At 50.3% G+C, this 18,417-nt stretch carries 17 protein-coding genes; 6 read left to right on the top strand and 11 right to left on the bottom strand.

Going from position 1 to position 18,417, the window contains the following annotated elements:
• Positions 1–168: 168 nt before the first annotated feature.
• From pheT to RCO25_RS15565, 3 genes are all read right to left on the bottom strand, one after another.
• The gene (gene pheT, locus RCO25_RS15575; protein ID WP_308997061.1) at positions 169–2,610 is read right to left on the bottom strand and encodes a phenylalanine--tRNA ligase subunit beta; all 2,442 of its coding nucleotides are present in this window, start codon (positions 2,608–2,610) and stop codon (positions 169–171) included.
• A gap of 24 nt (positions 2,611–2,634) precedes the next feature.
• Positions 2,635–3,669: a phenylalanine--tRNA ligase subunit alpha gene (gene pheS / locus RCO25_RS15570; RefSeq protein ID WP_308997060.1), complete on the bottom strand. Its 1,035-nt coding sequence runs from the start codon at positions 3,667–3,669 to the stop codon at positions 2,635–2,637.
• A 507-nt stretch (positions 3,670–4,176) separates the two neighbouring features.
• Positions 4,177–5,010, bottom strand: coding sequence for a GMC oxidoreductase (locus tag RCO25_RS15565; protein WP_308997059.1), 834 nt, complete (start codon positions 5,008–5,010; stop codon positions 4,177–4,179).
• 163 nt (positions 5,011–5,173) lie between these two features.
• Here RCO25_RS15565 and RCO25_RS15560 point away from each other — a divergent pair, with 163 nt between their 5' ends.
• Positions 5,174–5,941, top strand: a complete 768-nt coding sequence (locus RCO25_RS15560) for a ThuA domain-containing protein (protein ID WP_308997058.1) — start codon at positions 5,174–5,176, stop codon at positions 5,939–5,941.
• Between the two features lie 68 nt (positions 5,942–6,009).
• Here RCO25_RS15560 and RCO25_RS15555 read toward each other — a convergent pair whose 3' ends face one another.
• The 5 genes from RCO25_RS15555 to RCO25_RS15535 form a co-directional block, all read right to left on the bottom strand.
• Complete coding sequence (locus RCO25_RS15555; RefSeq protein ID WP_308997057.1) at positions 6,010–6,141, bottom strand: hypothetical protein; 132 nt, start codon at positions 6,139–6,141, stop codon at positions 6,010–6,012.
• A gap of 95 nt (positions 6,142–6,236) precedes the next feature.
• Entirely contained in the window at positions 6,237–6,491 is a 255-nt protein-coding gene (locus tag RCO25_RS15550) for a PP2C family protein-serine/threonine phosphatase (RefSeq protein ID WP_308997056.1), read from the bottom strand.
• A gap of 136 nt (positions 6,492–6,627) precedes the next feature.
• Entirely contained in the window at positions 6,628–7,329 is a 702-nt protein-coding gene (locus RCO25_RS15545) for a response regulator (RefSeq protein ID WP_308997055.1), read from the bottom strand.
• Positions 7,326–8,183 carry a sensor histidine kinase gene (locus tag RCO25_RS15540; protein ID WP_308997054.1) on the bottom strand — a complete coding sequence of 286 codons (858 nt, stop codon included), beginning with the start codon at positions 8,181–8,183 and terminating at the stop codon, positions 7,326–7,328. The genes RCO25_RS15545 and RCO25_RS15540 overlap by 4 nt, the downstream gene beginning before the upstream one ends.
• A gap of 22 nt (positions 8,184–8,205) precedes the next feature.
• Complete coding sequence (locus RCO25_RS15535) at positions 8,206–9,615, bottom strand: copper resistance D family protein (protein ID WP_308997053.1); 1,410 nt, start codon at positions 9,613–9,615, stop codon at positions 8,206–8,208.
• Between the two features lie 171 nt (positions 9,616–9,786).
• Between RCO25_RS15535 and RCO25_RS15530 the strand changes: the two genes are divergently transcribed.
• The gene (locus RCO25_RS15530) at positions 9,787–9,939 is read left to right on the top strand and encodes a hypothetical protein (RefSeq protein WP_308997052.1); all 153 of its coding nucleotides are present in this window, start codon (positions 9,787–9,789) and stop codon (positions 9,937–9,939) included.
• 121 nt (positions 9,940–10,060) lie between these two features.
• Here RCO25_RS15530 and RCO25_RS15525 read toward each other — a convergent pair whose 3' ends face one another.
• A complete protein-coding gene (locus tag RCO25_RS15525) occupies positions 10,061–10,426 on the bottom strand; it encodes a gamma-glutamylcyclotransferase family protein (protein ID WP_308997051.1) in 366 nt (121 codons plus the stop codon).
• A 60-nt stretch (positions 10,427–10,486) separates the two neighbouring features.
• On the opposite strand from RCO25_RS15525, the gene RCO25_RS15520 reads away from it, so the two are divergent.
• The 3 genes from RCO25_RS15520 (at position 10,487) to RCO25_RS15510 (ending at position 15,528) form a co-directional block, all read left to right on the top strand.
• Entirely contained in the window at positions 10,487–11,371 is an 885-nt protein-coding gene (locus RCO25_RS15520) for an AraC family transcriptional regulator (protein ID WP_308997050.1), read from the top strand.
• 109 nt (positions 11,372–11,480) lie between these two features.
• Positions 11,481–12,770 (top strand): glycoside hydrolase family 27 protein, encoded by a 1,290-nt coding sequence (locus RCO25_RS15515; protein WP_308997049.1) that lies wholly within the window; start codon positions 11,481–11,483, stop codon positions 12,768–12,770.
• Positions 12,771–14,148: 1,378 nt separating this feature from the next.
• Entirely contained in the window at positions 14,149–15,528 is a 1,380-nt protein-coding gene (locus RCO25_RS15510) for a Glu/Leu/Phe/Val family dehydrogenase (RefSeq protein ID WP_308997048.1), read from the top strand.
• Between the two features lie 66 nt (positions 15,529–15,594).
• Here RCO25_RS15510 and RCO25_RS15505 read toward each other — a convergent pair whose 3' ends face one another.
• Positions 15,595–16,926 carry a VWA domain-containing protein gene (locus RCO25_RS15505; protein ID WP_308997047.1) on the bottom strand — a complete coding sequence of 444 codons (1,332 nt, stop codon included), beginning with the start codon at positions 16,924–16,926 and terminating at the stop codon, positions 15,595–15,597.
• A 152-nt stretch (positions 16,927–17,078) separates the two neighbouring features.
• Here RCO25_RS15505 and RCO25_RS15500 point away from each other — a divergent pair, with 152 nt between their 5' ends.
• Positions 17,079–17,381, top strand: coding sequence for a hypothetical protein (locus RCO25_RS15500; protein WP_308997046.1), 303 nt, complete (start codon positions 17,079–17,081; stop codon positions 17,379–17,381).
• A gap of 73 nt (positions 17,382–17,454) precedes the next feature.
• Here RCO25_RS15500 and RCO25_RS15495 read toward each other — a convergent pair whose 3' ends face one another.
• A complete protein-coding gene (locus RCO25_RS15495) occupies positions 17,455–18,417 on the bottom strand; it encodes an aldolase catalytic domain-containing protein (RefSeq protein ID WP_308997045.1) in 963 nt (320 codons plus the stop codon).

Genomic DNA, 18,417 nt, shown 5'->3' with positions numbered 1-18,417 from the left:
AAGCGAAGACGGCTGTCGTCGTCCATGTAAAGGAGCTGCTTTCATTTCGCGGTGAAATATAGGCATATGGATCGTTGCAAAATGATTTATGCCACATATTTAAAAGGAAAAAAGCCGCATCGATAGCTCACTAGGAACTATTTCGATGCGGCTTTGAAGGTTTCCTGCCTATTTGCGTAATTCAGCTGCAAAAGATTGTTCTAATTGTAAAACAACCTTCCCATGCAGCTCTGTTACCTCTTCATCTGTCAAAGTACGCTCTCCATGGCGGTATACAAGTGACAGCGCAACGCTCTTCTTGCCTGCTCCGAGCTTCTCGCCGGTGTATACGTCGAAGACGCGAACCGACTCCAGCAGCTCGCCAGCTATATCCCAAGCAACGCCTGTCAGCTTCGCAGCAGCAATCTCTTGATCTACTACTACAGCGATATCACGCTGCATAGCCGGATAACGCGGAAGCACTTTATATTCGATGCTGGAATCGGCTAGATCGTAAACCAGATCCAACCCGATCTCAAGCACGTACGTATCCGCAAGATCCGCCTCCAGCTGAAGTGCCGGGTGCAGTTGACCCACGTAACCGATGACTTCATTGCCTTTTGGCGTATGAAGCAGAACGGCAGCCGTGCGGCCAGGGTGGAAATGTTCAGGCTGTGCCGCTTCGTAGGATACACTCGCAGTTAAACCGAGCACGGCGAATACCGTTTCCAAAATGCCCTTCGCATCGTAGAAATCCACCTGCGCCGCTTTTGTGTTCCACTGCGCCTCTGAGCGATTGCCAGTCAGAAGAGCCGCAAAACGATGCTTCTCATGCGGAAGGCGAGTCAGCTGTTCTTCATCGGTATGGAATACGCTGCCGATTTCAAATAGAGCCGCTGATTCGTTTTTGCGATTGCGGTTATAGGCTGCCGTTTCAAGCAGCTGCGCGATTAGCGTCGTGCGCAATACGCTCCGGTCCTCGCTCATCGGCATGGCAAGGCGAACGGGATTCGTATGCTCGGCCAGTGCAGGGAACAGCTTCGTCCGCTCCGGCCCCGTGAAGGAATAGCTGACGACTTCATGCAGACCGGCATCCGATAGGCGTTTACGCAGCTCGCGGCGGATGGCCTGCGGCTTCGTCAATGATCCTGGCACGACATCGCCATGAATGAGAGTCGTCGGAATCTCATCGTAGCCGTGTAAACGGGCGACTTCCTCGATGAGATCCACTGCGCGAGTAATGTCGCCGCGGCGCGTCGGCACGTTCACGGTAAACACATTTCCTTCAGAGAGCTCATACTCAAAGTGCAAACGTCCAAAAATCGTTTGAACCTCCAGCCTTGAAAGCTCCGTTCCGAGATACCCGTTAATTTTATCCAGCGACACCGCGACTTTAGCCGGCTTCACTTCGGCGGAAGCAACCTCTACAATGCCTTCCGCGACTAAGCCTTGCGCAAGCTCAGCGATAAGCGCAGCCGCGCGGTCGAGTGCGGGAATGACTCTTGCCGGGTCAACCTCTTTCTCGAAGCGAATGCTTGACTCCGAGCGCAGACCAAGCTGACGTGACGTCTTCCGTACGGTTCCGCCATCGAATTTCGCCGATTCGAGCAAAATATTGACCGTTTCTCCCGTCACCTCAGTACTCGCACCGCCCATTACGCCCGCAAGCGCAATCGGCTGCTGGCCATCGGTAATTACGAGCATATGCGGCTCGAGCTTGCGTTCCTGGTCGTCCAGCGTAACCAGTGTTTCGCCGGCCTTCGCAAGCCTTACATCAATGCGTCCGCCTGGCAGGCGATCTGCATCAAAAGCATGCAGCGGCTGACCGTACTCGAGCATGACAAAGTTTGTAACGTCGACGACGTTACTGATTGGACGAATGCCTGCTGCAATCAAACGGTTTTGCAGCCACAACGGAGATTCACCGATTTTCACGCCTTTAATATAACGCGCCGAATAGTGTGAGCAATGATCCGGTGCGCTGATGCTTACCGACACAAGACTGTCGGTGCGTACGGTTGTATGGATAATGTTGGCGCTAGGCAGACGAACCTCGCGGCCGGTTAAAGCACCAATCTCGTAAGCCACGCCCAGCATGCTAAGGCAATCCGAACGGTTTGGCGTCAAATCAAGCTCAAGCACCTCGTCGTCAATTCCGAGCACTTCGCCGATTGGCGTACCGATCTTCGTAGCTGCCGGAAGAACGAGAATACCCTCCTGCTGCTCCTTTGGGAGAAGCTTCTCATTCAAGCCAAGCTCCTTCACCGAGCAAATCATCCCTTGGGATTCCACGCCGCGAAGCTTTGCGCGCTTGATCTTGAAATCGCCGGGCAATACCGCGCCGATTACGGCAACGGGAACGAGCTGTCCCGCGTCGACATTTTTGGCTCCGCATACGATTTGCAGTTCTTCTCCAGTACCAACGTCAACTTTGCAAACGTTCAGCTTATCGGCGTCTGGATGCTTTTCTTTCGATTTCACATATCCGACAACGACGCCGGTTACGCCTTTGTTCCGGGATTCAACAACGTCGATTTCAATGCCGCCGCGCGTCATTTTTTCCGCAAGCTCTTCCCCTGTAAAGCCGGAAAGGTCGATATATTCATTTAACCATTTATAGGATACGTTCATCTCTCTTCTTCCCTTCTCTCATTGCTACATTCTTGCGAATTGTCCTAAGAACCGCAGATCGTTCGTATAGAAATGACGAATATCGTCAATGCCGTATTTCAATAAGGCGATACGCTCAACGCCCATGCCGAATGCGAAGCCGCTGACTTCCTCAGGGTCATAACCGCCCATCTCAAGCACGCGCGGATGAACCATGCCGCAGCCGAGAATTTCGAGCCAGCCGGTATGTTTGCACATACGGCAGCCTTTGCCGGCGCATTGCACGCAGGTAACGTCAACCTCCGCGCTTGGCTCCGTGAACGGGAAGAAGCTTGGACGAAGCCTGATTTGCGCTTGCGTGCCGAACATTTGCTGCACGAATTGCAGCAGCGTTCCTTTCAGATCGCTCATCCGGATATTTTTGCCGATAACAAGACCTTCGATTTGGTTGAACTGGAAAGAATGCGTCGCATCGTCGTCATCGCGGCGGTAAACCTTGCCTGGGCAAATGACCTTAACCGGTGTTTGGCCGTTCATAGCCTTCATGGTACGTACCTGAACCGGGGATGTGTGCGTGCGCATCAGAATGTCATCCGTTACGTAGAACGAATCCTGCATATCGCGCGCCGGGTGGTTTTTGGGCAAATTCAAGGCTTCGAAGTTATAGTAATCCTCTTCGACCTCTGGTCCCTCCGCAATGGTGTAACCCAGACCGATAAACACATCCTCGATCTCCTGCGCTACCTTGTTAAGAGGATGCACGGAGCCTGTCGGCAGCTGTTTGCCCGGAAGCGTCACGTCTAGCGTCTCCGCTAAAAGACGGTTATTCGTTTCGGCTTGCTGGAAAGCCTCCTGTTTCTCGTCAATAACCGTCTCAATGGCTGCGCGGACATCGTTCGCAACCTGGCCGATGACCGGACGCTCTTCAGCGCTTAGACCGCCCATACCACGCAAAATTTCAGTCAAAGCCCCTTTTTTACCTAGATACTTCACACGCAAATCATTTAGCTGCTGAGGAGTGCTTACTTGCTGAAGCTCCTGCAGCGCTTCGCCGCGCAGTCCTTCCAATCTTTCCTTCATTCTTCTTCGCCTCCATATCATCATCCCTAAATCATGCAAGCGTAAACGGCTAAAGCCATACTTAGGAGGCTTAGCTATCGTTTCGCGGAGAAATATAAGCACTTTATAAGCTAACAAACTTATAAATTCTTATATTTACACAAAAAAAGGCCCTCTCTCCCTAAAGGGACGAAAGAACCGTGGTACCACCCTAATTCGGACTGCGCTCCTGCCTTGCGTATAACCATCTATGGTCATCGCTTGCCTGCTGGCGGCGGATTACAATCCCTTAGCCCCATAACGGCGGGAACCGGACTCTCCCTACTTGCGCCGCGCGGCAAGCCGCTGTGACGTTTCAGGCGTCTGCTCCGGAGTGAATCTTCGGCAGCCTATTTTCACAAAGACGCTCTCAATCTACGGCGTCTTCTCCCTGTACGAAAGTACTGCTTACTCTTCTCCATCATCGCTTTACTGCGAATATGACACAATAATCTATATTATATGCAATCTGATGCAGCGTTGCAACCGCTACATGTTTTGGACAATGTAATCTACCGTACGAATGGCCATCGCAGCAGCAGTGAGGGATGGATTAGCGGCTCCAATATGAGGCAATACGCTGTTTCCTGCAACATAAAGGCCGGATATGCCGTGAATCTGGCCATATCGATTAGTCGTTGAGGTGAGGGGGTCATTTCCCATTCGGCATGTTCCGGATTCTTGGAAATCGGCACCCGGAGCGAGTAAGCTAAGGTCGGGCTGGCCGCTCGAGCCAGTTAACTGTATGCCGGCGGCCTGAGCAATCCGAGGGATATCGGCTTTTATTTGCTCGATGATAGCGTGGTCCTTGGTGCTGTAGGCAAAGCTTACCCCGATATGAGGCACGCCATAATCATCACGCCGGGCAGGATCGAGGTAAACTTTATTTTCGAATCTGGATTCAACGGTACCAAACCCGCCACAAAAATTCAGCCCCCATTCCTCCTGCAGCTCTTTCGCGGTATCGTGATACCAATAGTATGGGCCAGGACCTTGAATTTGTACCTGATAAGGACGTTTAGCTGTCGATGGAACCAAGATCGCAAGCGTTCCTAATACTTCTGGAATTGCAGATGTCCGAATGAGCCCATACGTTACGACGAAGGAATGGTTGGCTAGGTAATGGCCGATCGCCCGCCCGGGAATACCGGAATGCAGAAGCAATCTAGGCGCTTGAAGCGTGCTAGTCGCGACGATGACGGATTTAGCCCTTATAAAAAAGGCTTGTTTGAGCGGATTGCTGACTTCAACGCCGACAACTTTTCCTTCCTGTGTCACGATACGCGTAGCGTTGGCATTCACCGCTAAGTCAAAGGAAGCCATATTCAGCGAAAAGCATCTACTTCCTTTTATATTAGGTTTCCCTATATTATGTATCGGTGTACCCGTCTCATGACAGGGGTTCCGCTTCGCTTATCGATATTCACCCTTTTAGGCGAGAGACATATTATAGTAGAAACACGGATTGCAGTAAGGAGTATGGCTAATGATCAAAGCGTTGATCGGCGGGAAAGCGTACCAGGAGAAAAGGGCCATTCGCGTGACAGTCTGGAATGAATATATTGCGGAAAGGGAACATCCGGAGGTTGCCGCCGTATACCCGAAAGGCATTCACTCCGCGATTGCCGATGGATTAGCGCCTTACGGCTTTTATATTCATACGGCTGTATTAGAACAGCCGGAGCATGGCCTAACGCCAGAAGTATTAAACCATACAGATGTCTTAATTTGGTGGGGACACCACGCTCATGAGCAGGTTAGTGATGAGGTCGTCGAACGAGTTTATCATAAGGTATTAGGCGGAATGGGACTTATTGTGCTGCATTCGGCTCATTTCTCCAAGCTGTTTGGTAAACTGATGGGAACGACCTGCCAGCTTAAATGGCGGGAGGCAAAGGAGAGAGAGCGCTTATGGGTTGTTAATCCTGCGCATCCGATCACTGCAGGGCTTGGCGAATATATCGAGCTGCAAGAAGAGGAAATGTACGGCGAATTTTTTGATATTCCGGCACCGGATGAGCTCATTTTCATCGGCTGGTTTCAAGGCGGTGAAGTATTCCGGAGCGGATGCACTTTCTACCGCAGGCAAGGAAAAATCTTTTATTTCCAGCCTGGCCATGAAACGCATCCTACTTTTTATAATAAAGAAATCATACACGTCGTCGCGAATGCGGTTCGATGGGCGGCATCCCCTCATGGCGCATCTCCCGTATTCGGAAATGCAGCAGCCCTGGAGAAAATACACAGTAACTAAAATCGAGGTTAATATAATAAGAAAGAGCGCCCAGTGGGCGCTCTTATTTTCGATTCGACTGATTTTCCTTAGGAGTCAATTCGCATCATCATTTCCTCAAGCAGCCGAATGCGGGCAAACGAAGCGCGCAGCAAGCCGATCCCGATCTCCGGATATAGGCGGATGAGTCTGGAGACGTTATCGCCTAACAGCTTCAGCACCTTTACATCGCCAAGCTTGCCATCATTAGCAGCTTACGCTGATCCTCTGGACGGGCACCAATTGCGCGCAATAGGCTATCTATTTTCATTTCACCTTAAACCAGCTCACCCGGCGATAGATTCGAATTCATTTTCCCTTTGATAAGCGAGGGCGTCATCGCCATGAATAGCGCCACCGGAATTCCTTTGTCGGATACGTCTCCGAGCGTAAAGAAGAGATGATCGTCGTTGATTTTGAAAAAGTTAAAAAAATCGCAGCCGACCTCCTTGGCCGACTTCAAGATCGCGCACACGTCAAACGGCTCATTCGCAGAGGGCATCGTCGTTGGCAGAAAGCTGAGCTGCGACATTCACTACCCCCCAATTTGAAGCTGACCTATCCGCTCTTAAGGCTATACGACACGAATCTAGTAGTTCTCCGAAACTTGCGGGAATCCTGCTAATGCTGTCGAAATGATTTCATGCCTCCGTCGACATGATTCCGCACTATTCGACCATACCCTGTTCGAAGGCATATCTTGTCAGTTGGACCCGATTGTCAAGATGAAGCTTTTGCAATATGTTTTTGAGATGGTTTTTGACGGTATGCTCTGACAATCTTAGCTCGCCTGCAATCTCGCGGTTTGAAGCGCCGGTCGCCACTCGCTCGAGCACCTCCTTCTCCCGTTCTGTAAGCGGAGTGGTCATAATCGCCGCATCCTTATTCAACGACTGCGCCTTGCTCACTGTCCGCTTTGTTTCCTTTGGCTTACTCGCCGAAAATTCTTGAAGCAGCCGAAAAGCAAGCTCCTTCGACATTGGCGCTTCATCCAGGGAAATGGCCCGCAAATATTCGATCCATGCGGATGGGGCCAGGTTTTTAAGAAGATAACCCTGCGCCCCGCGCTTAATCGCCTCGAACAAATTCGTGATGTCATCCGATACCGTAACCATTACTATCTTCAAAGAAGGCATAAGAAGCTTTAGCTGCTGCGTCGCCTCTAAGCCGCCCATGCCAGGCATGTTGATATCCATGAGCACCAAATCCGGCTTCATCTCTTTCATAACGGCTATCGCTTCCTCGCCGCTTGCCGCCTCTCCAATGACGGCGAAGGAGTCGTCGCCCATCACGATATCGCGCATCCCTTCCCGTCCATGGGGATGGTCATCAACCAAAAAAACACGTACCTGAACTGCTTTTTCACTCACTCTGACCCGCTCCTGCCGCTAATTTCTACCGTCGTGCCTTTGGGCTTTCTTTCCTGCACCGTAACGCTCCAGCCCAGTGCCTCCGCTCGGTCCTGCATCATTTTCACGCCGTATTTCCCTTTCTCATAAAGCCTCTCCTGAGCTGCGCCGATTCCGTCATCGGAGATAAAGCAGCGGAAAAAGCTTTGCTTTAAATCGGGATTGAGCTCGCTTCCACACCGAATGAGGATATGCTCTGCTTTTGCATGCTTCTGAACGTTCATCAGCGCTTCTCGCATAATGGCAAGCAGCTCGACCTTCTGTTTATGCGAGAACAAGCCATCCTGCACATTCCATTCGACCTTGGTGCGAATACCGCAGGTTTGCTCCATTTCCTCCGTTAAATGATGAATGCTTTGCATCCACGACAGATCCGCGGGAAACGGCGCATCATGTAAATTGGCAATCGACTGCCGGACATCATCATAGACATGCCTGACCGTCCTTCTAATTTGGTCTGTCGTTTGCTGTGCATCGGTCACCGTTTTTGCCCGCTCCAGCTTATCCAGCTTGACCGACAGCATGAAGAGCGACTGCGATATCCCGTCATGAAGCTCACGCGCAAGCTGCTCGCGCTCCTCAAAGGCAGCCTTTACGATCCGTTCGCGCTGCAGCGTTTCCTGCATGTTTTCGAGCTTTGCGAATAATGCCCGCAGCAGCGTGAGCGTAATGATGAAGACAAATACCGGAGCTAGTATATTTCCGAGATCCATTGAAACGAAAGGAAGAAGCAAGCTATGGCGCAAATATTCCCACAAACCGATCGCAACGGTCGGAATCCACAGAATCAGCCATTTTAGCCATTTATACGACATGCTCGTTCCTCCTTCACTTTCATTAATCATTGCGGAATTCGATCAGCTGCCGGGTTTCCGCTCCGGACTTGTCCTTTATAAACAGCTCCGCCTCCCATGCGCCCCGCGTTGGCAGATCAACCCTGCTTGATTCATAATCCGTTTCGGTAAAGCCAGGGAAGGCTAAATCCCCTTCGTCGCTGTCGCTTTGAAGAGGGGCTTCGATCGGTTTATCTTTTGGATGGTCAACAGACCGAAGCAGAAGCCGTACGGAAGCCGGCGCGCCAAGCTGTTCCGGCAGCCAAATCTTCAACGTAATCCGATTAGGTCCCGGTCCGTTTGGCGTAATTTTCATCGTATAATGCAGCTTTTCGCCCATTTTATGGTAGGAGAACGGCTCCGAGTCAGGAATAGGACTCACATAAGTGAAGATACTCACCAAGACCAGCACTGCAGCCATCATCAGCCCGTCCCATTTCAGCAGCTTGCCGCTGGGCAGTTTTTGCTGCTTGACTCGCATACGCAGCAGGAAGCCTGCGCATGCAATCAGCAGCACCAAGGCGGCCTTCGCCAATAGCATGGCGCCCCAGCCCGTATAAAATAAATACCGCCATGAGGGCAGCAGCAGCGCCGCCATTAAGGTACCGCTAGCCGTCAGCAGGAGAATGCTCAGCCATGCGGCTCTCATAAACCGCTCTGCAAATCTCCCTGCCTCCTTGCGGTCTGCCCGCCAGAACATCAAAAGCAGGAGCAATCCGCCTGCCCATAGAGCAGAGCACACGAGATGAATAAAGTCGAGCACGATGGCAAGCGTATTGCTCGGAAGGGCATTGACATGACCGTTGAAGCTTTCTGCCGCTGCAAGCAGCAATGCCCATATCATCTTGAAAGAATTAGGCAGACGCAGCAGAGTAAAACCCAGCAGCGACAGCACGATGAGGGCCAGCCAGGATTGTCCGGTTGCGGTTTCTGTCAAGATGCGGAGCCACTCATTCGGACTGCTGTCCTCATACCCTTTTAATAGCTGGCTGATGTGGACGAATACGAAAAGAAGAACGGCAAGCAGCAGCCCTCTTAACGAATAGACCTCCCATTTATTGACAAGCTTTCGCTGTACGTTATTCGAATCCTCCGGAATCGCAATCGACCAAAGCATCATGCCGGCAGCAAGCATAAACGCGAAATAATAAATCGCCCTAACTGTAAAAAATAATGCCTGTTGAACGGTAATGCCTTCTTCGGCATGCGCATCGGTGGAATGCTGATGGCCTACCTGCTCATGCGGGTCGAAGGATGGTGCATCCATGCTAATCAGCGATTCCGCGAAAGCGTGCTGCGACGTTAGCAAAAGCGAACCAATAACCAAAAGCAGAAGAGCTAACATGCTGATTACCAGATTATTTTTCCGCCTAGCGGAGGGTCGTTTTTCCATGAAAGTTTGTATAGTACTCAACTGATGTCACTTCCTCTTATGTCATTCTGCTTTAGTGTACTAGACCGTTGTCAAAAGAACAATTGTCGTAATTCAAGCTGCGAAATCCGCTTCTTTCCGGATCATGCGTATAGAGGAATGAATTATGGTTCATTCTACAATTAAATCTAAAACCCAAAGGATGTGAACCCTGTGATATACAAGGATTATCGGATTGCCGAGCTTGGCGGGCAAGGTGACGCGCTGGATGCCATTCGCAAGCTGGAGCAGCAATTGACTGAAACCTACGGTACGGATGTAGCTCTCATCGCTTATGAGGCAGATCACGAAGTTGAGCGCAAGTAGATTTGCTGTTGCATCATAAATAGAGGCATGGTCCCTGCGCTTGCACAGCACAGGTCTTATGCCTTTATTTATTTGCCATGCTCTGCTTTGCGCCCGAAATAATCCGGCCAATAATCTTCGTCTATGTTTGGACAGCCCTGGCCGATTCCCATATGTAAGTCCAGCCGGTGACCATTCGGTCGGCGGCGTCACAAACCCAAATCCGCTCATAATCATTTTGTTCTTCTACTCCGTAAAATTCTTCAAGCCTGTCCATCGCGGCAAGTCCCTTTCTATCGACGGTGATCCATTGACCGCGTATAATACTATTGCGACCGAATGCGATTTCGTCCCGCACGGCTGCCGGATAGGCGCCGCAGTCCACGATCCTGCCGGATATTTGTCCTGGCTTATATGATTTTACATAGGTTGAAACGACGGAATGATTGCTTTGATCGGGTAATAGAGAACCATATATAAAAACGTTTAGCAGAGGTATTGCTATCATCCCCTTCCTTATTATAAATTCACCCTATTCCATCCTGCTTTATTGGAGGTGCTTAATCGCTTGGTTATCCAGCAGCCATATGGCGTATACGGCTACCGTTTTCAGGATTCGCCCGCGCTCCCGATCTATCAGCTGTTTGCTACGGGCTATCAAGAAGTGAGGGAGTCCGATTACTATTGGGACGGTATGAAACGAATTGACGGGCCGCTCTATTTGTTCCAATATGCCGTTTCGGGATTTGGACAATTCAGGCTTGGCGGAGAAACATACGAGATCCATGCCGGAACCGCCTTTTTGGCCGAAATCCCCGGAGACCATCACTATTGCTTGCCCCGTTCAAGCGACCACTGGTCGTTTTATTTCGTATTATTTCGTCAGCAGCATTTGCAAAAGCTTTGGGCAGAGTTGATCCAAGCCGTTGGTGTCACGCCGAGCTTTGAGCCCTCAAGCGCAGTCGTCCACACCCTAAAGGGTTTATATACGGAAGCTAGGAGCAACCGCATACAGAACAGCTTTCAAGCATCGGCGCATATTTACCGTTTGATGATGGAACTTCTCCAATCGAGTACCCTTCAGCAGCAAGAAAAAGCGAATTGGCCGCAGCAAATCAAGCAGGCGGCCGCCTATATGGAGGCGGAATTTCATCGATTGCAAAGCCTGGATGATGTTGCTTCCGCCGCCGGGCTGTCTAAGTATTATTTTACGCGAATGTTCACTAAGACAACAGGCATCTCCCCGATGGATTATGTCACGAAGCTCCGAATCGAGAAGGCGGTTCAGCTGCTCCGAAGCAGCAGCCTGTCTGTCGAGGAGATCGCATACGCCGTTGGCTACGCAAGCGGCAGCTACTTCAGCAAAGTATTTCGCAGCCGAGTCGGGTTTCCACCAGCTGATTTCCGCTTAGCGAAAGAGCTTCCTTCCATCGATCGACTGCAGTTTGATTAGAGAGCAATATTTTACATACTATCGCAATAAATTGTGCTAGTCACGGACTGCTGTTTCGTTTTACGATTATTGTATAGAGCAATATTACGATATGAGAGGACGAAATCTAATGACTAATTCTTCTAAGCACCATCAATATGCCACAACGCCGCCTATGGGCTGGAACAGCTGGGATTGCTACGGCGCCAGCGTGAGAGAAGATGAAGTTCGCGGAAACGCAGCGTACATGGCTGAACATCTGAAGGCTTTTGGCTGGGACTATGTCGTTGTTGACATCCAGTGGTATGAGCCAGGAGCTAACTCCTCCCAATACCGCCCCTTCGTGCCGCTTGAAATGGACGAGTATTCCCGGTTGCAGCCCGCCGTTAACCGTTTTCCTTCCGCTGCGAACGGCGGCGGCTTCAAAGCCCTTGCGGACTACGTCCATTCATTGGGACTGAAATTCGGCATTCATATTATGCGGGGTATCCCGCGCCAAGCGGTTCATGCAGATACCAAGATCCTTGGCTCGAATGCGACTGCGCGCCAGATCGCTCATCCAAACTCTATCTGCCCGTGGAACACCGACATGTACGGCGTCGATACATCCAAGGATGGAGCGCAGCAGTATTACAATTCCCTATTTGATCTGTATGCTTCTTGGGGTGTGGATTTTGTCAAAGTGGATGATATTGCCGCTTCCAGACTCTATGGTATCCATTTGGAGGAAATTAAGCTCATTCATCATGCCATTGAGCAATGCGGCAGACCGATGGTACTTAGCCTATCGCCTGGACCTGCTCCATTGGAGCATGCAGAGGCGCTTGCGGAGCACGCGAACATGTGGCGTATGACCGATGATTATTGGGATCTGTGGCATTTGCTCCACGAGATGTTTGAACGCTGCGAGAAATGGGCGCCGCATGTTGCTGAAGGCGCGTGGCCGGATTGCGATATGCTGCCGCTCGGCCATCTCGGTATCCGCTCGGTTGATGGCGGGGGCAGCGATCGCTGGACAAGATTTACGCGGGACGAGCAGGTTACGATGATGTCGCTTTGGGCGATTTTCAGATCGCCCCTCATGTTCGGCGGGGAAATGCGGGATAATGACGAATGGACATTGTCGCTTCTTACAAATGAAGAGGTGCTGTCTCTGCATCGCAATGGCCTTGGTGCCCGCCAACTGTACCGTGAACAGGAGCGCATAGCATGGGTTGCTCAGGATGAAACGGGAGTAAACTACGTCGCTTTATTTAATGCCGGCGAGCAGGAAGATACGGTTACAGTTACCTTGGAGCAGCTTGGTCTGACCGCTGCGCCGCAGGTTCGCAGCCTTTGGGAGCGCAAGGATCTAGGAAGTTTGAACGAGCTTTCGTTCTCGCTGCCGCCCCACAGCTCGCTGCTTCTAAAACTAACTTAACTATTTATGAATACCGCTTGCTTCTGCAAGCCCTAACGACAACCGGTTAAACACGTTAGCTGCTGCTGCGTGCTTAATCGGTTGTTGTTGTGTTTACGCTAGTTCCTCGTTTAGGAGGGGCTTTTTTTGTGGCATGTTGTATTAAGCAGCTGAGCAACACTATGGCAGACAACCGAAGGTTAGCCTGAGTTAAAACCGGTTTTTGTAGTTTATACGCTAGTTCCTCATACAAGGGAGGGCCTTACTCCTTTTCTCAGGAGTAGAGTCACAGTATGCGATCCCCGCGGAGATTTAACTGGAATTTCTCCTGTTAAATGGAGCTCTCTTCGCCTCACACGGCAAATACATGGAAAAACTCCAGCTAATTTCTGCCTTTCCTTCATAATCGCGCATTAATCATGAAATTAGCGGGAGAAATTCCAGTTAATTCATTAGATAAGCAGTATTTCCGCTTATTAACGGGAGATTTTCCTGTTAAATATTCAGCTGAGCAGCATAGCGGCTAATAAGGCGAAGGTTAGCCTGGGCTAACACCGGTTTTTGTTGTTTATACGCTAGTTCCTCATACAAGGGGGGGCCTTTCTCCTTTTCTCTGGAGTAGAGTCACAGTATGCGATCCCCCGCGGAGATTTAACTGGAATTTCTCCTGTTAAATGGAGCTCTCTTCGCCTCAAGCAGCATATACATGGAAAAACTCCTGTTAATTGCTCCATTTTCTTCATAAGCCCGCATAAATCATGAAATTAGCGGGAGAAATTCCAGTTAATTCATTAGATAAGCAGCATCGCCGCTTATTAACGGGAGGGTTTCCTGTTAAATATTCAGCTGAGCAGCATTGCGGCTAATAAATCGAAGGTTAGCTAGTTGGTTATGCGATTGAGCAGCCTTACGGCTCATTAACGGGAGGGTTTCCTGTTAAATATTCAGCTGAGTAGCATTACGGCTAATAAACTGAAGGTTAGCTAGTTGGTTATGCGATTGAGCAGCATTCCGGCGCATTAATGGGAGGGTTTCCTATTAATGATACAGCTAAACAACATTGCAGCGAATTAACTGAAAGTTAGCTAGTTGGTTATGCGGTTGAGCAGCATTGCGGCCCATTAGCCGAAGGTTAGCCAGTTCCATATACGGTTGAGCAGCATCGCCGCTAAAAAACCGGAGGTTTTTCTGTTCAATAAGCGGCTAAGCTTCAGCCAATGCCGCGACGCCAAGCCGCACGCGAGTAATCGCTCCACTTAAGCCGTCTCGCATGGACGATTAAAATCCGCCGGCTTTTGGTTTACGCGTTCCAATATGTTACAGTTAGAATTCACATGCGAAACGAGTCTATTCGCATGGCAGACATCTCATTCCTGAAGATGAAGGAGGTCGTTTAGTTATGGCAAGCCAAACAGGAGCCATCGTACAGCAATCCTTAAACGCATTAATGGGAGACTCCACTTTTTTACCGAATTTACAGGAGCAAGCTCGCGAGCAGGCTTTTTTATCACTCGCCGCCATTCTTTCCACGCCCAATAAAGTACATAAAGCCTTTTTGCGTATAACCGTCGACAATGGCAATGTCGTGCGCATTCCGGCTTATCGTATTCAGCATAACGATACTCTAGGGCCATATAAGGGCGGCATTCGATTTCATGAATCCGTCAGCGAGGAGGAGGTTACGAACCTCGCCGCGCTTATGACGTTGAAAAACGCTTTGCACGAGGTTCCCTTCGGCGGCGGGAAAGGCGGAGTCGTCATCAATCCGCGTTCTTATTCTGCCAAAGAGCTTTATCTTATTTGCAAAAAATATGTACAGTACTTCAGCGACGTGCTCGGCCCTGACAAAGACATTCCGGCTCCGGATATGGGGACGGGCGAGCGTGAAATGGACTGGATGATGGCGGAATACAAAAGCATTCATCCCGGGCAGCCTTACCTCGGCAGCTTTACTGGCAAAAGCGTCATTAACGGCGGATCGCTGGGCCGCAGGGAAGCGACCGGCAAAGGCGTGTATTTCACCTTCCGCTATATGCTTTATGATTTTCTTAAAGCGCAGAGCAGCTGGCTTGCAGGCAGTACGAATCCCTTCGTGCAGACTGCGCTCGCCCTTGCCGATAAGCCTCTTTCGATCGCCGTACAGGGCTTCGGCAACGTCGGCTCCGTGGCCGCGCTGGAGGCATACAAGTGCTCTTATCTGCAAAACAGAGTAGTCGCTGTCAGCGACCGCAACGTGACGCTATATAATCCGGACGGCCTTTCCGTTCCCGCCTTGATTGATTACGCGCTTCAGCATCAAGGGGATCTGCCTTCAACGGAAGCCGCTCTGTCCGAGCTTAACCTCAAAGCACAAATTCTCGGGCGTGAGGACGTCCTATATTTGAATGTCGACGTTCTCATCCTTGCCGCGCTGGAGGAGCAGGTCCACAAAGGCAATGTAGAGCAGGTCAAGGCCCGGATCATCGTAGAAGGGGCTAACGCGCCCGTTACGGGCGAGGCTGATGAGGCCCTGACCGCTAAGGGGACGATCATCGTTCCGGATATACTGGCAAATGCAGGCGGCGTAATTGTGTCCTATTTTGAATGGCTCCAGGGCAGAGAGACTCAATTTTTCAGCGAAGAACAGGTGCATCAGATGCTTTTCGAAAAAATGCAAAAGACATTAAACATTATTTTGCCCGCCTTCTTCGGAGATCCGTTCCCGCTTCGTCAAAACTGCTACAATCATGCCGTCTTGAAGCTTTCCACTGTGCTTTACCGTCTAGGCAAGCTTTATTGACGAATTAAAGGGCCATTCCTCCGGCAGCTCTTGCCGCTTGGGAATGGCCCTTCTCTATTTTACGATTTACTCCTGTACGTAACGGTTAATAACCTCAACTAGCAAATCATTCAACAGCTTTACCTCAAATTCCCCGACTGCCGGCTCCAAATGATCGCCCCCGATACCACTGTCGTCGGTCAAAAACAAATACGTGCCGCCCGTGGCTGCCGCCATGAAGCGCATTAAATATTCCGTCTCGATGCTTACCCCGCTCGATGCTACAGGGATAATCCGTATCCCCTGCTCTGCGGCATCGCCGGTCAGCTTCTTCATCTCGTCAATGACCTGCTCCTCGTCATGAGGCGGTGCGTCGAGCACTAAAAAAAGGAGCCGTGCTCGCGCTTCCTCGCTCCATTCATGCTCGTGCAGCGCATAGCGAAGCGCTTGATTGACAGCCTCGGGAAAGTCGCCGCCGCCCTCTGCCTTTTGCTTGCTGAACTGATCCGTTACTTTATTGATATCCGTCGTGAAAGGATACGGCTTTACGATGTAATCATCGTAACGATCCCTGTAAAAGTTTGCGCTGATTCGAATGCCGAGCTGATTGGCATGCTGATCGGAGACACGATTCACGACATCCTTTAGCTCTGCCTCCAAATAATTCAGCTCATCCTCCATTGATCCAGTCGTGTCCACGACAAACATGATGTCAACCTGATCAGATAGCTTTGCGCCTTTACCTAAGTCCACCTTGATGCTGCCTTGCTGAGGAATTTCAAGCTGCTGCGTCGTTTTGCTTTCCTGAGCCGACTGCACTTTCACGGTATACCTGCCTAAGTTCACTGTATCTTGATCAAACATCGCAGCAAATACGAAGGCTTTGCCCTCGGTGTTCGTTCGCGCCTGCCAAACCGTTTGCCCGCCGGCCAACAGCTCCACACCCGCATCAGACACTGCTTTTCCGTTTGCCGTTACAACAACCTCAAGCCTATGAAAATTCCAAAACTGCCAAACCCGCTTGCTGTTATCCCCTTCTTGCGAATTCAGCAAATTGCCGAATCTCTCCCATGCGGCTAGATCATCCCATTCGCCTGCGGTTAATTGGCCGGCTTGCACATCCTTATCCGGATTCGGATAGCCGCGCTTGCCGCCTTCTTTTTCTCTAAGGGGTTCCTCGCTTATGGATTTGTTTTCATCTCGGCCTGTGCTGGTTTCTGCTTTAGGCGCTGAATTTTCTGTTGAATTTGCCCTATTTGACGTTTCGCGGTTTCCCCCGTTTGAAGCATCTCTAGATGCATCGTTTGAGGCGGAAGAGCACGCGCTGAGCATAAGCAGCATGACGAGCAGAACAAATGCCATCCTTACTAAACCATTCCTCTGACCAGGCAATCTTTTGAACGAATGACCCTCTTTCATACCTTCAACCCCTTATCTTTGTATTTCCTAATCTGACGAATATTGGCTATGTAATGTTGCATAAATAGGCAAGTAACATTACAATCGTTAACAGACATGCGGCGAGTCCTAGGGTCGACTGCATTAAGCTTTCTATACAGGAGGACTTCAACATGGAAACCTTTGATTTACTTGCATTTGAGATGACCTATCAGCAGAAGACCATACGGCTTTCCTTCACTTCAGCCGAGCTCGTTCGTGTGACCGAATACGGAGATCGCTTGTGGTACGTCGATATTAACGGCGTCGGCGACCGTGAGCTATTAGCATGGTTTGGCCGAAGCGAGGATATCGGAATCGAGCTGACTGCTGTAGCCAGCACCGGCCAAACCTTTCGCGGCAAAGGCTATTTCCATCCCAACGAGCCGCATCAAGCCGCAGCCATACGTGGTGACGGCGAGCTGCTTGAGCAATAATCCTCGTTCCTCGTTCAACCAAAAAAAGCTCCGTCAAGTCTTGTTAGAGACTTGACGGAGCTTTTTAATTGTTTTATTTGCTGTGAGCGATCTCAGGCGTCGTAAGGCGGTCGTAGAACTCCACGCCTTTGTCTTTGTCAGCCGAATCACGAAGCGCCATTGCAGAACGAGGATGCTCGTCCAAAATGCCCGTGATCATGTAAGGGATGATATAACCCCATTCTTCCTTCTCGCGAAGGGGAATCATGAACTTCTCGATCATGTCGAGCACGGGGCGAATATTGTATTTCGTGTTTTGAAGCTCAGCTACAAGCAGCTCCGTATTGCAGTTACCCGCAGCGCGGCCCATGCCATAAACAGAAGCATCAAGCAGCTCAACGCCTTTTTCTGCAGCTAGCAGTGTATTGGCGAAAGCAAGCTGAAGATTGTTATGAGCGTGAACGCCAAGGCGTTTGTTAGGCAGGTGCTGACGGAATTTCTCAACAAGATAGCTCATGTCGTTCGGCTTCAAGCTGCCGTAAGAGTCTACCACGTACACGACGTCAACCACGCTCTCGTTGATTAGCTCGAAAGCTTCAATCAGCTGATTCTCCATTACGTTTGAAAGAGCCATGATGTTGATCGTTGTTTCGTAACCGCGGTCATGAAACACTTTAACTAGCTCAAGCGCCTTATCCACGTCTTGGATGTAACAAGCAACGCGGATCAAGTCGAGCATGCTCTCGCTGCGCGGCAAAATGTCGTTCTCATCGACACGGCCGATATCAACAAGTGCGGAAAGCTTTGTGTTTCCTTTGTTCGGAATCACTTTTTTCAAGAAATCATCGTTCAGGAAACGCCAAGGGCCTGCACTTTCAGCGCCTTTAAGAAGTTTTGGCGAGTTTTTGTAGCCGATTTCCATATAATCGACGCCGGCTTCGTTCAGGCTTTGATACAAATGCTGAACGAACTCGACGCTAAAATCCCAGTTATTTACGAGACCGCCATCGCGGATCGTGCAGTCAACAATTTTACAATGACTCGTTTTTGATTGCAT

The organism is Paenibacillus sp. LHD-38 (assembly GCF_031157315.1).
Taxonomy (GTDB): Bacteria; Bacillota; Bacilli; order Paenibacillales; family Paenibacillaceae; genus Pristimantibacillus.
Note: the sequence above shows the minus strand (reverse complement) of the source record. Positions and strands in the feature narration are given on the sequence as shown.

What these genes read in the sequence shown, in the direction of transcription:
- pheT (WP_308997061.1), bottom strand. Translation starts at nt 2,610, where the DNA reads ATGAACGTATCCTATAAATGGTTAAATGAATATATCGACCTTTCCGGC.
- pheS (WP_308997060.1), bottom strand. Translation starts at nt 3,669, where the DNA reads ATGAAGGAAAGATTGGAAGGACTGCGCGGCGAAGCGCTGCAGGAGCTT.
- RCO25_RS15565 (WP_308997059.1), bottom strand. Translation starts at nt 5,010, where the DNA reads ATGGCTTCCTTTGACTTAGCGGTGAATGCCAACGCTACGCGTATCGTG.
- RCO25_RS15560 (WP_308997058.1), top strand. Translation starts at nt 5,174, where the DNA reads ATGATCAAAGCGTTGATCGGCGGGAAAGCGTACCAGGAGAAAAGGGCC.
- RCO25_RS15550 (WP_308997056.1), bottom strand. Translation starts at nt 6,491, where the DNA reads ATGTCGCAGCTCAGCTTTCTGCCAACGACGATGCCCTCTGCGAATGAG.
- RCO25_RS15540 (WP_308997054.1), bottom strand. Translation starts at nt 8,183, where the DNA reads ATGTCGTATAAATGGCTAAAATGGCTGATTCTGTGGATTCCGACCGTT.
- RCO25_RS15525 (WP_308997051.1), bottom strand. Translation starts at nt 10,426, where the DNA reads ATGATAGCAATACCTCTGCTAAACGTTTTTATATATGGTTCTCTATTA.
- RCO25_RS15515 (WP_308997049.1), top strand. Translation starts at nt 11,481, where the DNA reads ATGACTAATTCTTCTAAGCACCATCAATATGCCACAACGCCGCCTATG.
- RCO25_RS15510 (WP_308997048.1), top strand. Translation starts at nt 14,149, where the DNA reads ATGGCAAGCCAAACAGGAGCCATCGTACAGCAATCCTTAAACGCATTA.
- RCO25_RS15505 (WP_308997047.1), bottom strand. Translation starts at nt 16,926, where the DNA reads ATGAAAGAGGGTCATTCGTTCAAAAGATTGCCTGGTCAGAGGAATGGT.
- RCO25_RS15500 (WP_308997046.1), top strand. Translation starts at nt 17,079, where the DNA reads ATGGAAACCTTTGATTTACTTGCATTTGAGATGACCTATCAGCAGAAG.
- RCO25_RS15495 (WP_308997045.1), bottom strand. Translation starts at nt 18,417, where the DNA reads ATGCAATCAAAAACGAGTCATTGTAAAATTGTTGACTGCACGATCCGC.